General features: G+C 71.2%; 12 protein-coding genes. 5 read left to right on the forward strand and 7 right to left on the reverse strand.

Annotation, left to right across the window (positions count from 1 at the left end):
• Window positions 1-230: 230 nt before the first annotated feature.
• Together ACTYVM_RS28690 and ACTYVM_RS28695 are read right to left on the reverse strand one after the other, a co-directional pair.
• Window positions 231-1,019 (reverse strand): inositol monophosphatase family protein, encoded by a 789-nt coding sequence (locus ACTYVM_RS28690; protein WP_445528739.1) that lies wholly within the window; start codon window positions 1,017-1,019, stop codon window positions 231-233.
• Between the two features lie 41 nt (window positions 1,020-1,060).
• Window positions 1,061-1,762 (reverse strand): alpha/beta fold hydrolase, encoded by a 702-nt coding sequence (locus ACTYVM_RS28695; RefSeq protein WP_445528740.1) that lies wholly within the window; start codon window positions 1,760-1,762, stop codon window positions 1,061-1,063.
• Between the two features lie 321 nt (window positions 1,763-2,083).
• On the opposite strand from ACTYVM_RS28695, the gene ACTYVM_RS28700 reads away from it, so the two are divergent.
• Entirely contained in the window at window positions 2,084-3,211 is a 1,128-nt protein-coding gene (locus tag ACTYVM_RS28700) for an acyltransferase family protein (RefSeq protein ID WP_445528741.1), read from the forward strand.
• Between the two features lie 63 nt (window positions 3,212-3,274).
• Here ACTYVM_RS28700 and ACTYVM_RS28705 read toward each other — a convergent pair whose 3' ends face one another.
• From ACTYVM_RS28705 to ACTYVM_RS28715, 3 genes are all read right to left on the reverse strand, one after another.
• Window positions 3,275-3,715, reverse strand: a complete 441-nt coding sequence (locus tag ACTYVM_RS28705; protein WP_445528742.1) for an ArsR/SmtB family transcription factor — start codon at window positions 3,713-3,715, stop codon at window positions 3,275-3,277.
• A gap of 195 nt (window positions 3,716-3,910) precedes the next feature.
• Window positions 3,911-4,285, reverse strand: a complete 375-nt coding sequence (locus ACTYVM_RS28710; protein ID WP_400033351.1) for a roadblock/LC7 domain-containing protein — start codon at window positions 4,283-4,285, stop codon at window positions 3,911-3,913.
• Window positions 4,286-4,476: 191 nt separating this feature from the next.
• Entirely contained in the window at window positions 4,477-5,769 is a 1,293-nt protein-coding gene (locus ACTYVM_RS28715) for a PP2C family protein-serine/threonine phosphatase (protein ID WP_445528743.1), read from the reverse strand.
• A gap of 482 nt (window positions 5,770-6,251) precedes the next feature.
• Here ACTYVM_RS28715 and ACTYVM_RS28720 point away from each other — a divergent pair, with 482 nt between their 5' ends.
• The 4 genes from ACTYVM_RS28720 (at window position 6,252) to ACTYVM_RS28735 (ending at window position 13,108) form a co-directional block, all read left to right on the forward strand.
• On the forward strand, window positions 6,252-7,892 hold the full coding sequence (locus ACTYVM_RS28720) for a glucuronyl esterase domain-containing protein (RefSeq protein WP_445528744.1): 1,641 nt from the start codon (window positions 6,252-6,254) through the stop codon (window positions 7,890-7,892).
• An 858-nt stretch (window positions 7,893-8,750) separates the two neighbouring features.
• The gene (locus tag ACTYVM_RS28725; protein WP_445528745.1) at window positions 8,751-9,497 is read left to right on the forward strand and encodes an IPT/TIG domain-containing protein; all 747 of its coding nucleotides are present in this window, start codon (window positions 8,751-8,753) and stop codon (window positions 9,495-9,497) included.
• 147 nt (window positions 9,498-9,644) lie between these two features.
• Entirely contained in the window at window positions 9,645-10,667 is a 1,023-nt protein-coding gene (locus tag ACTYVM_RS28730) for an IPT/TIG domain-containing protein (protein WP_445528746.1), read from the forward strand.
• Window positions 10,668-12,703: 2,036 nt separating this feature from the next.
• A complete protein-coding gene (locus ACTYVM_RS28735; protein WP_445528747.1) occupies window positions 12,704-13,108 on the forward strand; it encodes a hypothetical protein in 405 nt (134 codons plus the stop codon).
• An 84-nt stretch (window positions 13,109-13,192) separates the two neighbouring features.
• Here the strand turns inward: ACTYVM_RS28735 and ACTYVM_RS28740 are convergent, their stop codons facing one another.
• Together ACTYVM_RS28740 and helR are read right to left on the reverse strand one after the other, a co-directional pair.
• Window positions 13,193-13,969 carry an SAM-dependent methyltransferase gene (locus ACTYVM_RS28740; RefSeq protein WP_445528748.1) on the reverse strand — a complete coding sequence of 259 codons (777 nt, stop codon included), beginning with the start codon at window positions 13,967-13,969 and terminating at the stop codon, window positions 13,193-13,195.
• A 159-nt stretch (window positions 13,970-14,128) separates the two neighbouring features.
• A complete protein-coding gene (gene helR, locus ACTYVM_RS28745; protein ID WP_445528749.1) occupies window positions 14,129-16,300 on the reverse strand; it encodes an RNA polymerase recycling motor ATPase HelR in 2,172 nt (723 codons plus the stop codon).
• Between the last annotated feature and the right edge of the window lie 56 nt (window positions 16,301-16,356).

Consider the following 16,356-nt stretch of genomic DNA (forward strand, 5'->3'; position numbering starts at 1 on the left):
CCTGCACCGCCTGCGGCACGGTCCACGACCGGGACCACAACGCCGCCATCAACATCAAGGCCGTCGGACTGGCGGTGACAGCCTGTGGAGCGCAGGTAAGACCGGAACGTATTCCGGCACAGCGCGGTGAAGCAGGAAGCCACGGAATCCGCACCGGAGCCAGCGCCGCATAGCGGCACAGACACCGGAGCGGAAGGCCAGAATCCTCGGGCTTCAGCCCGAGGAGCAAGTCAAGTCATCATCGTCATCAGCGCCCGGTGGGTCTCGGCGTCGGCGGCCGCGACGAGCCCGCGGCTCGTCTGCCCGAGCGGAGCGCCGTCGATCCCGGTGACCACGCAGCCGGCGGCCCGGCACAGAGCGATGCCGGCGGCGAAGTGCACGCTTGCGGACAGGTTCCCGCCGTCGGTGACGTACGCGGCACGCCTGCCGGCCGCGACCCAGGCCAGCGCGAGCGTCGTGGAGACGACCCTCGGCCGGAACCGCTCGGCGAACTCGGGGCGGGCCAGCAGATCCACGGCCCGGAACCCCGGCGCGCTCGGGAACGGCGGGTCCAGGTTGACGTCCACCAGCCGGGTCGCGGACGTGGGCGTCAGCGGCGCGTCGGCCCCGTCCTGCCGCACCCGGGCGGACTCACCGTCGGTGAAGAACACCTCGCCGCCGAACGGATCGGCCACCGCAGCCGCCCCGTCGCGCAGCGCTACGTTCACGGCGACCAGCATGCTGCCGACGGTGTAGTTCAGCGTGCCGCACAACGGATCCACCAACCACTGGCGCGCGGCGTCGCGAGCACCCTGCGGTCCGCTCTCCTCGCCGAGTACCGCGTCCCCCGGCCGGGCGGCCCGGAGGACGGCGAGGATCACCTTCTCGGCCTCCACGTCGGCGGCCGTCGCGAAGTCGCCGGCACCCTTGTCGATGCGGGCGAGGGGGCGGCCGTACAGGGTGCGCACCACGTCCGCGCCGGCACATGCCGCCGCTGTGGCAACCTCGGCGTCATCGAGTCCCGTGTACGAGTTGATCACGCCGTGCAGAGTAGTCGAGTGCGAGAGCGGCCCCCTCCGGTTCACCGCTGCCGGTCGCTCACCGCGGGCAGGAAGGCCGCAACCGCCTCCTGGAACGCCTCCGGCGCCGCCTCGTGGATCAGGTGTCCGACCGGGATGGTGCGCACGCTCCCGCCGGGGACGCGGCGGGCGAGCTCGGCGATGCCGTCCTGGGGGACATGGCTGTGCGGACCGCCGGCCAGCACGAGGGTTTCGGCGGTGATTCGGCCGAGTCGCTCCAGCCACCCGGGGTCCGGGTGGTCGATCTGCGCTCTGACATTCGGCACCATCTGCCAGTCGAAGGCGAGTTCGCCGTCCGGCCGGGCCGGGACGGTCGGCTCCCGGGGGCGGGGGACCGGGACGTCCTCGAGTACGAGCCGCTTGACCCGCTCCGGATGGTCCTCCGCGAGCAGGTAGGCCACGACGCCGCCCATGGAGTGCCCGATCAGATCCACCGGGCCGAGCCCCAATGCGTCGAGAAACCTGACCACGTCGGCCTTCATGAGCTCGAGCGAGTAGTCCCCCGGCCAGTCGCTTCGGCCGTGACCGCGAAGGTCGAGGGCGTACACCCGCCGGCTGCGGGCGAAGGCACGAGCCACGCCGTCCCAGGTGGCGGCGGTCTCACCCAGCGCGTGCAACAGGACAAGCGGTCGGCTGCCCGGTTCTCCCGACACCTGATAGGCCAGCCGGATCCCGCCCACGTCCACGACGCAGTGATCAACCATGCCCGAAGGGTAGACGACGGCGACCTCGTTCCCGGGTGCGGTTCGTGTCACCCCGGCGGCCCCGTATCTCGTCGGGGACATCGGGTAGGCCCCCTCTGTGGGCCAGGCGGTGTCGGCACTCGCCCCGCAGCGGAATGCGTACGAACTCGGCGAAACTCGGCGAAACCGTCATCCGCCCGCCGGGCAGGTGATCCGGATTCCAGGGCCCTTTCGAAACAGGACGACTCTGGAACGGGAGATATGACCCAGACGGATCGCAGGGCATCGGCCGGTGCAGCCACGCGACCGCGGAACGAGGGGGCGGTCACCGAGGATGTGCTGGTGCCGCAGGCACCCCCTGCGGCACGGGTGATCGTCGCCGGGAAGGGCACCGGAAGAGACCGGCTCGCCGCGCTGGACGGGCTGCGGTTCCTGGCGGCGCTTTCGGTGGTGCTCTTCCACTTCGTCGGCCAGACCCCGGAGGCGATGCGGGGCATCTGGGGACGCCCGTACCAGAGCGTCTTCCCCGAACTGCACGGCTACTTCGCCTTCGGGCGGCTCGGCGTCGACCTGTTCTTCCTGATCAGCGGCTTCGTCATCTGCATGAGCGCGTGGGGGCGCACACCACGGGACTTCTTCATCTCCCGCGTCACCCGCCTGTACCCGATGTACTGGATCGCCATCGCGGTGTCGGCATGCGTCGTCTACTTCGCCGACACCCCCTTCGGGAACCCCCACCCGCGCATCCTGCTCGCGAACTTCACGATGCTGCAGACCCCGCTCGGGGTGCCCAGCCTGGACCCGGTCTACTGGACCCTCTGGCCGGAGCTCTGCTTCTACCTCACGTTCGCGGTCGTGGTGTGGAAGGGCGTCAGCTACCAGCGCGTGGTGATCTTCTGCGGGGTGTGGACCCTCGCCGCCGTGCTCGCGCCCTCCGCCCACCTCCCGCTGCTCACGCTCGTGGTGAACCCGGCGTCGGCCCCGTACTTCATCGCGGGCATGGCGTTCCACCTCATGTACCGGTACCGGCCCACACCCCTGCTGTGGGGCATCGTCGTCATGTCGTGGCTGCTGGCGCTGCACTTCCTGCTGGCGCCCACCGGTGGCCGCAACAACTGGGAGACCTGGTCGCCGGGGCGCGGCTGGCTGGTCCTGGTGGCCACGGCCTTCTTCCTGGCGGTCGGCGCCATCGCGCTCGGCTGGACCCGGCGGCTCCGCTGGCGCGGGCTGACCGTCATGGGCACGATGACCTTCCCCCTGTACCTGTTGCACGACACGCTCGGTCTGACCGTCGCGCGCCACTTCGGCGACCGGGTCGATCCCTTGCTCCTGGTCGGGGTCACCGTCGCCGCCCTGGTCGTGCTGTCCTATCTCGTGCACCGGTTCGTGGAGCGCCCGATGGTGCTGACCATGCGGCGTTCGCTGAACAGCGCCGCGTTCGGCCCGCCGACGCCCGCGCGGCGCCGTTGAGCGGCGCCGGGGCAGGACCCGGCGGCATCCGCCGTCCGCCCGGGGCACCCGCGGTCGCGCCGTTCACCGCGCGCCGCGGCCCGGCGCGTTTGACGGTGTGACGGTGTGCGCCGACCGGGGCCCTACGGGCATCCGCCCGGATCCCGCGGTCGCGGCGGGTGCGGTGGGCTCGGCAGCGTCGGTCTGCCGGAGCTCGGCGAGCAGTTCGTTCTGGCCGGCCAGGAGTTCGGTGAGGATACGGCGGGCCGCGCGCAGCAGTTCGGCGACATCGCCGCCGGCGAGGGCGTAGCGGACCGTGGAGCCCTCCCGGATGGACACGACGATGCCGGAGCGGCGCAGCACGGCCAGTTGCTGCGAGAGGCTGGACGGCTCGATCTCGATGTCGGCGAGCAGGTCCCGTACGGGCACGGGACCGTGCTGGAGCAGCTCCAGGACCCGGATGCGCACGGGGTGTCCGAGCATGCGGAAGAACTCCGCCTTGGCCTGGTAGAGGGGGACTTGCATGGGTGCCTGCTCCCTGGCATCGGGGTTGGTCCAGGACGCGGTGGCGCCCCGGGGGGCGCCACGCGGAATGTGCCTCGCGGAGCGGATCCTTCTCGCCCCGGACCACGTGCGACCACGACTTGGAATCATGCTGATGTGGTGACTTGAAGAAGTCTTCACATCATGGGCGCACGTCGGCCCGGGGTGCGGAAGGGCCTAGATCTCGAGCTGCTCCTCGATGCGCTTGAGCTGGTGGCGGGCCATCGCCAGATTCGAACGGGCCTTGTCCAGCACCAGGTAGAGGAACAGACCGTTGCCGTTGCGTCCGGTGACCAGGCGGATCAGGTGGTACTGGTCGCCGAGCGTGATCAGCACGTCCTGGATCTGACTGTTCAGGCCCAGCTGCTCCATGGTGCGCACCTTGGCACGGATGACGTCCGTGTTCCCCGCCGCGGCGACGGTCAGGTCCAGATCCTTGCCTCCGCCCAGGGTGCCCAGGGCCATTCCGCTGGTGTAGTCGACGACCGCCGCGCCCAGCGCCCCCTCGACCGCGGTCATCATTTCCTTCAGCGACACTTCCACACTCGCCACGGTGCCTCCCCTTGATCGTCGGCTGCGTCAGGACGGCGCCGGCCGCCCGGTGATCGCACCGTAGGCGCGCGTCCCCGGCGTTCGAGTGGAGGTCTTCGACACTGGCGTCCATTGATCGAAGAGTGTCGTATGCGAACACTTCGACGACTGCAACTGACCTTTCGCTTCTCTGTGCGTATGCGTCCCGGAGGTCAGGGGACGCGCAGCGCCAGGACAGCGATGTCGTCGTGCTGATCGTCACTCAACCGGGTGAGCAGTTCGTCGCGGAAAACCGACAGGGGTTCACGGGCCAGCGCGGCCGCGTGCTGGCGCAGCCGGGTGAGGCCGCGGCCGATGTCCTCGCCGGGGCGTTCGATGAGGCCGTCGGTGTAGAAGAGCAGGGTGCCCCCGGAGGGCAGGGTGACCGCCGCGGTCTCCCGCGCGAGCTCGGGGTCGACTCCCAGGACGGGGGCGTGTCCCCCCTCCAGCAGGAGGGTGCGGCCGTCGGGCTGGGCGAGCAGCGGCGGAAGGTGGCCGGCGTTGCTCATCAGCAGCCGCCAGGGTGCGTCGGCGGGGGTCTCGATCCGGGCGACGACGGCCGTGACGAGTTCGATGCTGGTCAGGCCCTGCATGACCCGGTCCAGGCGGTTCATCACCCCGGCCGGGTCGTCCCCGCTGTCGTAGGCGAGCGCGCGCAGCATGTTGCGCAGCTGCCCCATGCGGACCGCGGCCGCCAGGTCGTGGCCGACCACGTCCCCGATCGCGAGGACCACCGAGCCGTCGGGGAGCGGGAAGGCGTCGTACCAGTCGCCGCCGACCTCGGCCCGCTCGCGGGCGGCCACGTAGCAGGTGGCGAGTTGGAGGTGCCCGAGCCCGGTCAGATCGGGCAGGAGCGAGCGCTGGAGCTGCTCGGCGGTGTGCTGTTGCAGCGCGTACAGGCGGGCGTTGTCCAGGGCGAGGCCCGCGCGGTGCCCCAGGTCGGCGGCGAGCGCCTGCTCCTGTTCGTCGAAGGGGGCGGCCGGGCCCCGCCGGACGAAGGTGAGCGCCCCGAGGGCCTCTCGCCGTACGCCCATGGGCACGATCAACGCGGTCTCGGCGCCCAGCATGCGGTACAGGGCCCACTGCGCCGAGCGCAGGGAGTCGTTCGGATCGGGCTTGTCGAAGTCGGTGACCACCAGGGGGCCCGTGCCGCGCAGCACCTTCGCCAGTGCGGCGGCCGAGTCGTCGGGGCCGGGCAGGAACCCTCCGGGCAGTACCCGCAGCGCCCGCTCCGCGTCCCGGTCCGTGACGGTGAGGCGGCGCAGCCCGTTCCCCTCGACCAGGTCCACGACGCAGGCGTCGGCCAGATGCGGAACGACCACCCGGGCCAGGCGGCGCAGCGCCTCCTCCGCGTCGAGGCCCGAGGCCAGTGCGCGGCTCGCCTCGGAGAGCAGACGCAGACGGACCGCGACCTCCGGCGTGGATCCCGCCCTCGGTTCCGTCGACGCCAGGGGCTTCCGCTTCATCGTCTTCCTTCCCTCTGCGACTGTTGTAACACTCTGTCATTCTTCGTCTGGGTTCACCGCCGTTCGGTGCGGTCAAGGCGCGTGAGTGGTGTGTCGCAGATGTGCGGTGCCGGAACCGAAACTTTCGAAACCTTCGGTGCGGGTGCGAATCGGCCGGTACTTCCGTTGCGCAGGCCTCGGGTGGCGGACGGTTCTGTCGGCTTTCGCTCGTCCGCCCCGCTTTGCTGGGGTCATCGCGCGCCGCCGGTGGTGGTGGAATGGCCAAACTGGGGCGGCCCACCCCCGGGGTGTTGTCATGCCTCGACCCCGTTCCTACGCTTGGGAGCGCTCCCATCCCTGGCCGTGCCGTCCCGAGGTTCACGCAACATTCGAACCGGGAAACCCCGACTCTCTGCGGTCGCCGCTCTCGCGGCGGCGCCCCCGTGAGACCGGTCGGGCAGGGTCCGTCCCCGTCGATCGCGCACCTTCCCCTGGAGGTCCCCATGCGCATCCCCCGGTATCGATATCGGCCCAGAGTGTGGGCCGCCGCGGCCCTGCTGGCCACGGCGAGCCTGATCACCCCCTCGCTCACCGCGCAGGCGGGCGCCGCCGACGGACACGTCGTCGCCGCGCAGGTGCAAGCCGGCGGCGAGGACGACGGCGCGGACTGCGCGGTGCCCAACCCGGGCTCCCCGACGGCCGGCTCCCTGCTTCCGGATCCCTTCAGGAGGCTGGACGGTACGCGCATCTCGTCCACCTCCGACTGGCGGTGCCGCCGGGCGGAGATCAGCCAGCTGGCGCAGCGGTCCGTCTACGGCCAGAAGCCCGCGAAGCCCGCCAGTGTCACCGGCACGGTGTCGGCCAGCGGCATCACCGTGAACGTGTCGGACCAGGGCAAGAGCGCGAGCTTCTCGGCGAGTGTGAGTCTGCCGAGTGGTTCGGGTCCCTTCCCGGCCGTCATCGTGCTGGGCGGGCTCGGCGCGGACACGGCCACCATCAAGGCCTCCGGTGTCGCCGTCATCAACTACGACCCCTACACGGTGGGGAAGGAGGGCACCGCGCGGAACAACAAGCAGGGCGCCTTCTACAGCGTGTACGGCTCGTCCAGCAGCACGGGCCTGCTGATGGCCTGGTCCTGGGGCGTGAGCCGCATCATCGACGTCATCGAGCAGTCGGGCGGCAACGTCCTCAAGGCGAGCGCGACCGGCGTCACGGGATGCTCGCGGTTCGGCAAGGGTGCCATCGTGGCCGGCGCGTTCGACCAGCGCATCGCCCTGACCATGCCGATCGAGTCGGGCAGCGGCGGGGTGCCCGTCCTTCGCGGCATTCCGGGTGAGAGCGGAGCCCAGCCGCTGAGCAGCGCCTACTCGGAACAGCCCTGGCTGGGCGACGCGTTCAGCTCCTACACGGGCAACCCGAACTCCCTTCCGGTGGACACCCACGAGATCCTGGGCATGGTCGCGCCGCGGGGGCTGTTCGTCATGGACAACCCGTACGTCGACTGGCTGGCCGCCAGGTCGGGGAGCGTGGCGGCGCTGGGCGGGGCCGAGATCTACAAGGCGCTCGGCGCGGGGAGCAACATCAGCTACTGGTCGGACGTCCAGGACGGGACCCACTGCGCCGTCAGGTCCGAGTGGAAGACGCCGTTGCAGCAGAACATCCAGAAGTTCCTGCTGGGCACGGGAAGCAGCCCCGGCGTGTTCAGGATCGCTCCCAGCAAGTCCGGCAACCTGTCCACGTGGCGGGACTGGCAGACCCCGACCCTGACAGACGGCGGAGGCGGCGACGGAGGCGACCCGGGCGGCGGCACGGGCGGTGACCCCGGCGGCGGTGGCACGAACGGCACCTGCAGCGCCGCCTACCGAGACGTCAACAGCTGGCCCGGCGGCTTCCAGGGTGAAGTGACGATCCGCAACAACGGCACCAGCACGCTCAACGGCTGGACCGTCGGTCTGACCCTGGCCACCGGTCAGTCCATCAGCAGCCTCTGGGACGGAGCGAACACCGGGACCAGCGGATCCGTCACGGTGCGCAACAGCGCGTACAACGGCACCCTCGCGGCCAACGGCACCGCCACCTTCGGTTTCACCGCCACGGGCAACTCCACTCCCGCACCCGGAAACATCACCTGCAAGAGCCCCTGATCCCTTCCGCACATCCGGTTCACGCATCCGGAATCAGCGTGTACCACCGGGTCAGCCGGTACCTGGACGGCACCGGCTGACCCGATCCAATTCCCTCTGCGGGGGTGCCCATGGTGGCAAGCACGCACCCACGCACCTCCTCCGGAGAGAAGCCGCACGCGGAGTGACTGCCACATCCCCCGGAGAGGATGGGCGGCCCACCGGTTGGATATTCACATCCAAACTCCCGGGCCGGTGCACCGGCAAGGGGTTTCCGGGCGTGTCACCCCATCAGGGGAGCGTGACGGCTTCACACGCTCCAGTCGTACCGCCTACTGGGATTCCCTAGGTCGTACCGCCCGAGGCTGTCTTGTCTCGTGAGACGGGCGAGTTGTTCACGATCGCGCGGCCCGGCGGCTGCCGGCGCCCGCCCCTGGCGGCACTGCCACCTTCCTGGCGCGTGCGGCCCGCGGAGCGACCGAGGGGTGGACTGCCCTGGAGTACTCCATACGAGTGATATTGGTGAAGGGCCTCTTGTCACTCGATCAGACCTATGCGTCACTGAGAGTGCGATACCGGCGGGCTGCCCATCCCGTGCCAGAGGGACGTTGAGACAGGCAGCGGTTGCCGGTTTTCTCCATGCCCAGGGAGACGCCTCAGGCCGCTGTGCGCCCGGCCGTGCGTGCCGGGGCGGAAGTCCGCTCGTTCCCTCCGGGCCGGCCGTACTCCTGAGCCGTTCTGCCCAGCCTGAAGCAGCCCGAACGGGCCGACGGCGCTCGAGTGCCGGTGGCGGTCCCGCCTCTCGGCGGCGGCGCGGACGGTGACAGGCCGTTCCGCTGGTTCCTCGCATGTCCCCACCAGAGACGAAGGAGCGTTCCCATGCCCATCTCTCCGAACCAGGGTTCCACCGGCGGAGGCACGCTGGTGACCATCACCGGAACCAACCTCACCGACACCAGCGCGGTGTTGTTCGGCACCAAGCCCGCGACCAGCGTCACCAACGTCTCGGCGACCGAGGTCACCGCGGTCTCCCCCTCGGGGGCGGGCGCGGTCGGGGTCACCCTGACCACCCCGGGCGGGACCAGCAACCCGGTGTCGTTCTTCTACGTCGGCGCCCCGTTCAAGTCCTCCCTGGGCACCAGTTCCGGGCCACTGGCCGGCGGCAACACCATCACCATCAACGGCACCGGCCTGTCGACCGCGACCGGTGTGTCCTTCGGCGCGAACACCGCCACCCCGACGGTGAACTCCGACAGCTCCCTCAGTGTCGTCGTGCCGGCGGGTACGGCGGCCGGGCCGGTGGGCGTGACCGTGACGACCGCGGGCGGCAGCAACAACGGCCTCTCCTACACCTACATCGACGACCCCACGATCACGACCGTCAACCCGGCCTCGGGTCCGACCTCCGGCGGGACGGCGGTGACCATCACGGGCACCAACCTCGACAGCGCCAGCTCGGTCACCTTCGGCGGCACCGCCGCGCCGTTCTCCGTCATCGACGCCACCACCCTGTCGGCGGTCACCCCGTCCGGCACGGCCGGCGCCGTCGACGTCGTGGTCACCAACCCTGCCGGGACCGCCACCGACGCCGGTGGTTTCACCTACGTCACCGGCCCCGGCATCTGATCCGGCAGCCCCGTACCGGGGATGCGCACCACACCCGTCCGAACGCGGTCCCCTTCTCCGCTCGGGCGGGTGTCCCCCCGACCGGCCGTCGTCGCCCCGACCGTCGCGACGCGGATCCGCCGCAGTGCTGCGTGAAGGAGTACAGCCATGGCAGCCCCCACCGTCTCCTCGATCAGTCCCAGCCAGGGGCCGTCCTCCGGCGGGACCGTCGTCACCGTGACCGGTACCGGATTCACCGGTGCGACAGCGGTCCGGTTCGGCGGTGGCGCCGCCGCCACGTTCACCGTCCTCAGCAGCACACAGCTCACCGCCGTGGCACCTGCGGGCGCCGGGGCGGTCAACGTCACCGTCACCACCAGCCAGGGCACCAGCACCCAGACCGCCACGTACACCTATGTCGCCGTCCCCGCCGTGTCGGGGGTGACGCCCAGTCAGGGGCCGGTCTCCGGGGGCACCACGGTGACGCTGACGGGCACCAACCTGTCGGGGGCGACGGCGGTGCTCTTCGACGGCAGCCCGGCGACGTCGCTCACCGTCCTCTCCGCCACGAGGATCGTCGCGGTGACGCCCGCTCACGCCGCCGGTGCGGCGGCGGTCACGGTGACCACTCCCGGCGGCACCAGCAACCCCGACGACCCCAACTCGTATTTCTACTACGCCCCGGTACCGTCGCTGACCGGTGTCGCGCCCCCGGCCGGACCCTCGGCCGGCGGCACCACGGCCACCCTGACGGGCACCGGACTCCTCAACGCGACGGCGGTGCGCTTCGACACGGCGGCGGCATCGTTCACCGTGGTCTCCGACACCCAGGTCACCGTGGTGACCCCCGTTCACGCGGCCGGCGCCGCGGCGGTCACGCTGATCACCCCCGGCGGCACCAGCAACCCTCTCGGCTACGTCTACCTCGACGCCCCCACCCTCAGCTCCGTGACACCCGATCAGGGACCGGTGTACGCGGGGGCAGTTGTCACGCTGACCGGCACCGGTCTCACCACCACGACCGGCGTGGAGTTCGGCGACGTCCCGGCGTCGTTCACCGTGCTCTCCCCGACCAGCGTCACGGCCGTCGCGCCCGCGGACGCCCCCGGGGTGGTCACCATCACGGTGACCACACTCGCCGGCGTCAGCAACGGGCTCACCTACACCCGGATCGCGAGCCCTGCGATCTGACCCCGGAGGCCGGCCCGACTCCTTACTGTTCCATGGGATTTTGTTCGTGTCATAGCAGTGTTATGGGCTGAATATACGCTTTTCTCTTTACGTCTTCCTTCATTGCAGGCGAAGAGCGAAAGGCGTGGTGTTTCTTGATGCGAAGGCTTACCTTTCTGTCGCTGGCCCTGGGAGCGGTGAGTCTCGGCCTGACATGTGAGCTGCAAGGGTCCGCGGCGGCTGTTGCTCCGTGGCTGGCGGACACGCCCCGTTCAGGGGTCGCTGCCGCCCACGCGGAGCGGAGCGTGTTCGAGGCGGCAATTCACGGGACCGTCACATCCAGGACGAGCTTGAGCATCCGCGCCGAACCGACGACCAGGTCCGCCGTACTGGGGAGCTATTCCAGCGGCGCGCGGATCAGCGTCTGGTGCCAGGCGGTGGGGGAGAGCGTCGACGGAAACCCGGTGTGGTACCGGCTCGCGAACCGTCCGGGCTGGGTGACCGCCCGCTACGTCAGAGTCTCGAGCGCCGTACCGTCGTGCGGCCAACCCGGGCCGCAAGGCCCCCAGGGCGCGACGGGGGCGACCGGCCCGCAGGGCGCCACGGGGGCCACGGGGGTCACCGGGCCCGCCGGGCCGCAGGGCACGACGGGAGCCACTGGGTCGCAGGGCGACACCGGCGCTGCAGGGCCGCAGGGTGTGACCGGCGCTACCGGTCCGCAGGGTGACATCGGTGCGACCGGCGCCCACGGTGACACGGGTGCTGCGGGGCCGCAGGGGGTGACCGGTGCGACCGGTCCGCAGGGTGGCACGGGAGCTACCGGTCCGCAGGGTGACATCGGTGCGACCGGCGCCCAGGGCGGCACCGGTGCTACGGGTCCGCAGGGTGATGCGGGTGCCACTGGTCCGCAGGGTGTGACCGGTCCCCAGGGCGACACTGGTGCTACGGGTCCGCAGGGTGACATCGGTGCGACCGGCGCTCAGGGTGATACGGGTGCCACTGGTCCGCAGGGTGTGACCGGCCCCCAGGGTGACACCGGTGCTACAGGTCCTCAGGGTGACACGGGTGCTACGGGCTCGCAGGGTGACACTGGTGCGACCGGCCCCCAGGGCGACACTGGTGCGACCGGCGCTCAGGGTGACGCCGGTGCTACGGGCCCCCAGGGCGACACGGGTGCCACGGGCCCCCAGGGTGACACCGGTGCTGCCGGTCCTCAGGGCGGCACTGGTGCGACCGGCCCCCAGGGTGACGTCGGTGCGACCGGCGCTCAGGGCGATGCGGGTGCCACTGGTCCGCAGGGTGTGACCGGTCCCCAGGGTGACACCGGTGCTACAGGTCCTCAGGGTGACACGGGTGCTACGGGCTCGCAGGGTGCTACCGGTCCGCAGGGTGACACTGGTGCTACCGGTCCTCAGGGCGGCACTGGCGCGACCGGCGCTCAGGGTGACGCCGGTGCTACGGGTCCTCAGGGTGATGCGGGTGCCACTGGTCCGCAGGGTGCGACCGGTCCTCAGGGTGACGTCGGTGCTACGGGTCCTCAGGGCGACGCCGGTGCTACGGGTCCCCAGGGCGACACCGGTGCTACCGGTCCCCAGGGTGCGACGGGCGCCGCTGACATCACTCAGGTCGTCGGAGGTGACGCGACGCTGACGCCGGGGCAGACGCTGGCCTTGGTCACTGTGTGTCCGGCCGGTCAGACGGCGGTCGGCGGGGGGTGGGTCGGGGGCGACGAAGTCATCCCCGTGAACAGCTACCAGAGCACGAGCACGAACCCCGGCGACAGCTGGACCGTGAACTTCCACAACACGTCCACCACCCAGAGTTACGACGTGACTCCCCTCGCCTACTGTGAGCCGTGACGGCCTGCCCTGCGGCCGGGAAGTGAGCGGATGCGGGGCCCCGGCCGGCCTGGCAGGGTCGGCCGGGGCCCCGCACGCGTGCTTCCAGGACCCGGTCGAGCCGTCCGGGTCCGCCGCGAGGCGGCTCTACGGTCGACGGCGCGCGAGGATGGAAGCAGAGGCACATCCATACCGGCTCACAGGAAAGGAGGAGCGGGGATGGTTACGGCAGCCGAGACCGTGCTCGAGCCCACCGAGCGTGTTCGGGCCCAGAAGAAGATGTCAGAGGCTGGACTGACCACGCTCGAACCCGCGGCGCGCGTGCGGGCCCAGAAGGGGCAGTACGGGGCCCGGAGCACGCAGGCGTTCACGGAGCGTGCGCACTCCCGGCAGAACGGGACCGGGGAGGCCCATCCTGACGGGGGCGCCCATTGGCCCACGCGCATGTTCCACGCCCCGGTTCCGATGCCGCACGTCAGCCTGGAGAAGGTGTACACCCGGGACCTGGTCTTCTACGGGGGACTGGGAGCCCTAGCCGTCGCGGGGGTCCTCGAGTGGCCGGTCGCCCTGGCCGTCGGGGCAGCCACCTGGCTCGTGCGCAGCAGGCGAAAGGAAGAGGGCTGAGCGCGGCGGAGCCGGAGGGGAGCGGTGCCCGACAGCACACGCTGTCGGGCGTTCCGTGACACCGACGACTGGTCCCGCCGTCCCTCAGGTCACGGGAACGAGGGTCAGGTAGGCCATGCCCAGGACGCCGCGCCAACCCCGCAGCCACCTGTCGCGGTGGCGGTCGACGCGGTCGCGGGTCTCCTCGGCCAGGGGATGACCGGGGTGGGCGGCGAGCCATTCCTCGACGTCGGACCGGTAGGCGGACTCGAACTCCTCCCATTCGTCGTTGCTCGCGGTCTCGATCCACGCCGGACGGAACCCCGCGGCGACGGCGAGGTCGGCGAGGTCGCCGAGGTGGTGGAACTCGGAGGCGGACGCGTCAGGCCACATGGCCGCCAACTCGCCCGGGGCGGGCGGGCGTTGCCAGAAACCCTCACCGAGCAGGACCCGGCCGCCCGGGGTGACCAGACTCCGGAGGGCGTGCAGGGCGGCCGCGGTGTGCTCGGGGGGTCGGGCCTCGCTGAGGGCGTGACTGGCGCCGAGGCAGAGTACGAGATCGGCGGGGCCTCGGGAGGTGCCGGCGGCGGACTCCTGGACGAAGCGGACGCGTTCGGCCAGCCCGCGGCCCTCGGCGTTGGCGCGCCCGCGGGCCAGGTCCTCCTCGTTGAGGTCGACGCCGACTCCGCTCGCGCCGGGCATCGCCTCGAGGAGGCGGAGCATGAGCTCGCCCCAGCCGCAGCCGAGGTCGAGCACGGTGGTCGGGGCCGTCGGACCGGCCGCGGAGGCGAGCCGCCGGACCATCCCGGCGGCCCGGTCCTCGCAGAGCGGGCCGTGGAAGGCGAGGCGGGTCAGTCGTGGCGGGGCAGTGATGTCATCCATGATCCTGAACGGTAGGGACGGCACGGCGGTCGGCGACACCTGTTTTTCCGTGTGGTGGTGCCGAGACGGGCGGTCACCGGATGCCGCACCCGGCACCCGCCCCGGCAGACGGCCCGGCACCCGCCCCGGCAGACGGCACGGACGTCGGCCCGGCCGACGTCAGGGGCTCGTGAGGATGACCAGCTGCTGGGTCGCTCTGGTCATGGCCACATAGCGGTCGATCGCCCCTTCGACGCCCTCGCCGAACCTCTCCGGGTCGACGAGGACGACCAGGTCGAATTCGAGTCCCTTCGACAGCTCCGGGGTGAGTGACCGGACGCGGGACGTGGTCGGGAACGTGGGATCGCCGATGACGCAGGCGATTCCGTCGGCGTGCGCCGCGAGCCAGGTGTCGAGGACCGCGTGCAGATCCGCGGTGGATCCGTGCACGACGGGGACGCCGCCGCTGCGGACCGAGGTCGGCACGTTGGCGTCCGGGAGCACGGCCCGGACCACCGGCTCGGCCTCCGCCATGATCTCTTCCGGCGTGCGGTAGTTGATGCTCAGGGAGGCCAGGTCGATCCGGTCGAGTCCGATCCGTTCGAGCCGTTCCCGCCACGACTCGGTGAACCCGTGCCTGGCCTGGGCGCGGTCCCCGACGATGGTGAAGCTCCGGGACGGGCATCGCAGCAGCAGCATCTGCCACTCCGCGTCGGTCAGCTCCTGGGCCTCGTCGACGACGATGTGCGCGAACGGTCCCGCGAGCAGGTCCGGGTCGGCGGTGGGCACTTCGGACTCGTCGACCAGGCTGACCTCGGCGTCCTCACCGCGCAACATCCTCACCAGGCCCTCGCCGTCGTCACCGTCGGCCCCGGAGTCCGTCGCGGCGGCGATCAGGTTGTCCACGACCTGCTCCATCCGCGCGCGCTGGGCGGCGAGCACGGCCTCGTGCCGGGCCTTGCGCCGCGACGCCTCCGGATCGCCGAGCCGCTGCCGCGCCGCGTCCAGCAGCGGCAGGTCGGACACCGTCCACGCCTGTGCGTCCGAGCGTTGCAGCAGCCGAACCTCGTCGCGGCTGAGCCAGGGTGCGCACATCCGCAGGTAGGCGGGTACCGACCACAGGTCCGAGACGAGGTCGGCCGCATCGAGCAGCGGCCACGCGCGGTGGAGCGCGGTGAGCAGTTCCCTGTTCCGCGTCAGCGAGGTGCGGAGCAGGTCGGCCGAGACGTCGCCGTCGTGCTTGTCCACCAGGATCGTGAGCAGCTCGTCCAGGATCTGGTCACGCGCCTCGTTGTGCGGGGTGCCGGGTTCCGCCGCCTCGAACGCCGCGGCCCAGTCGTCGGCGCTGAGCCGGATGTCGGACCAGGGGGTCGTGACCGTCATCCCCTCGGCGGGCGGCTCCTCGTAGAACCTGACGGCCGTCTCGATCGCCTTCACCATGTCCGCGGAGGACTTCAGGAGGGCCACGCCCGCGTCGCGCTCGACCGCCGCGGCGGCTCCCTCGGCGACGAGGTCGCGCAGGGTGCAGGTCTGCACGCCCTCCTCTCCGAGACTGGGGAGGACGTCGGCGACGTAGCCGAGGTACGGCTGGTGCGGGCCCACGAACAGCAGGCCGCCGCGGCGGTGACCGAGGCGGGGGTCGGAGTGGAGGAGGTAGGCGGCGCGGTGCAGGGCGACGACGGTCTTCCCCGTACCCGGACCGCCGTCGACGACGAGAGCACCGCGGGAACCCGCGCGGATGATGGCGTCCTGGTCGGCCTGAATGGTGCCGAGCACGTCGCGCATCCGGGGCGAGCGGCTGCTGCCCAGGCTGGCGATGAAGGCGGACTGGTCGTCGAGTGCGGCGGCGTGCCCGGCGAACTCGTCCGCGGTGAAGACCTCGTCCCAGTAGTCGCTGATCCGGCCGCGGGTCCAGCGATACCTGCGGCGGCTCGTCAGGCCCATCGGGTGGGCGTGGGTGGCTCCGAAGAACGGCTCGGCCGCGGGGGAGCGCCAGTCGAGCAGCAGTCGGCGACCCGTGCTGTCCGTGAGGCCGAGCCGCCCGATGTACAGGGGTTCGGGGTGGTCCGCGCCGACCATGCGGCCGAGGCACAGGTCCAGACCGAAGCGGCGCAGCGTGCGCAGGCGAGCAGTCAGCCGGTGGATCTCCAGGTCCCGGTCGAGCGCCTGCCGGCCCATGCCGCCCGGCGCCCTGCGTGCGGCGGCGAGGCGGTCGGACACCTCGGCGATCGACTGCTCAAGGCATTCCGCGAGGTCCGCGAAGTGCTGCTCGTCGTCGGCGATCAGTGTCGGGTCGGCCTTGGGGGACAGCCGGTCGGGAAGGTCGAAAGCACTGGTGGTGAGGGGGTTCATGGTCTTCGGTTCCGATCTGGGGTCGCTTGCGACCGTTGCGTGCGGCAGGGTGCCGG

Source organism: Streptomyces cyslabdanicus (assembly GCF_052663305.1).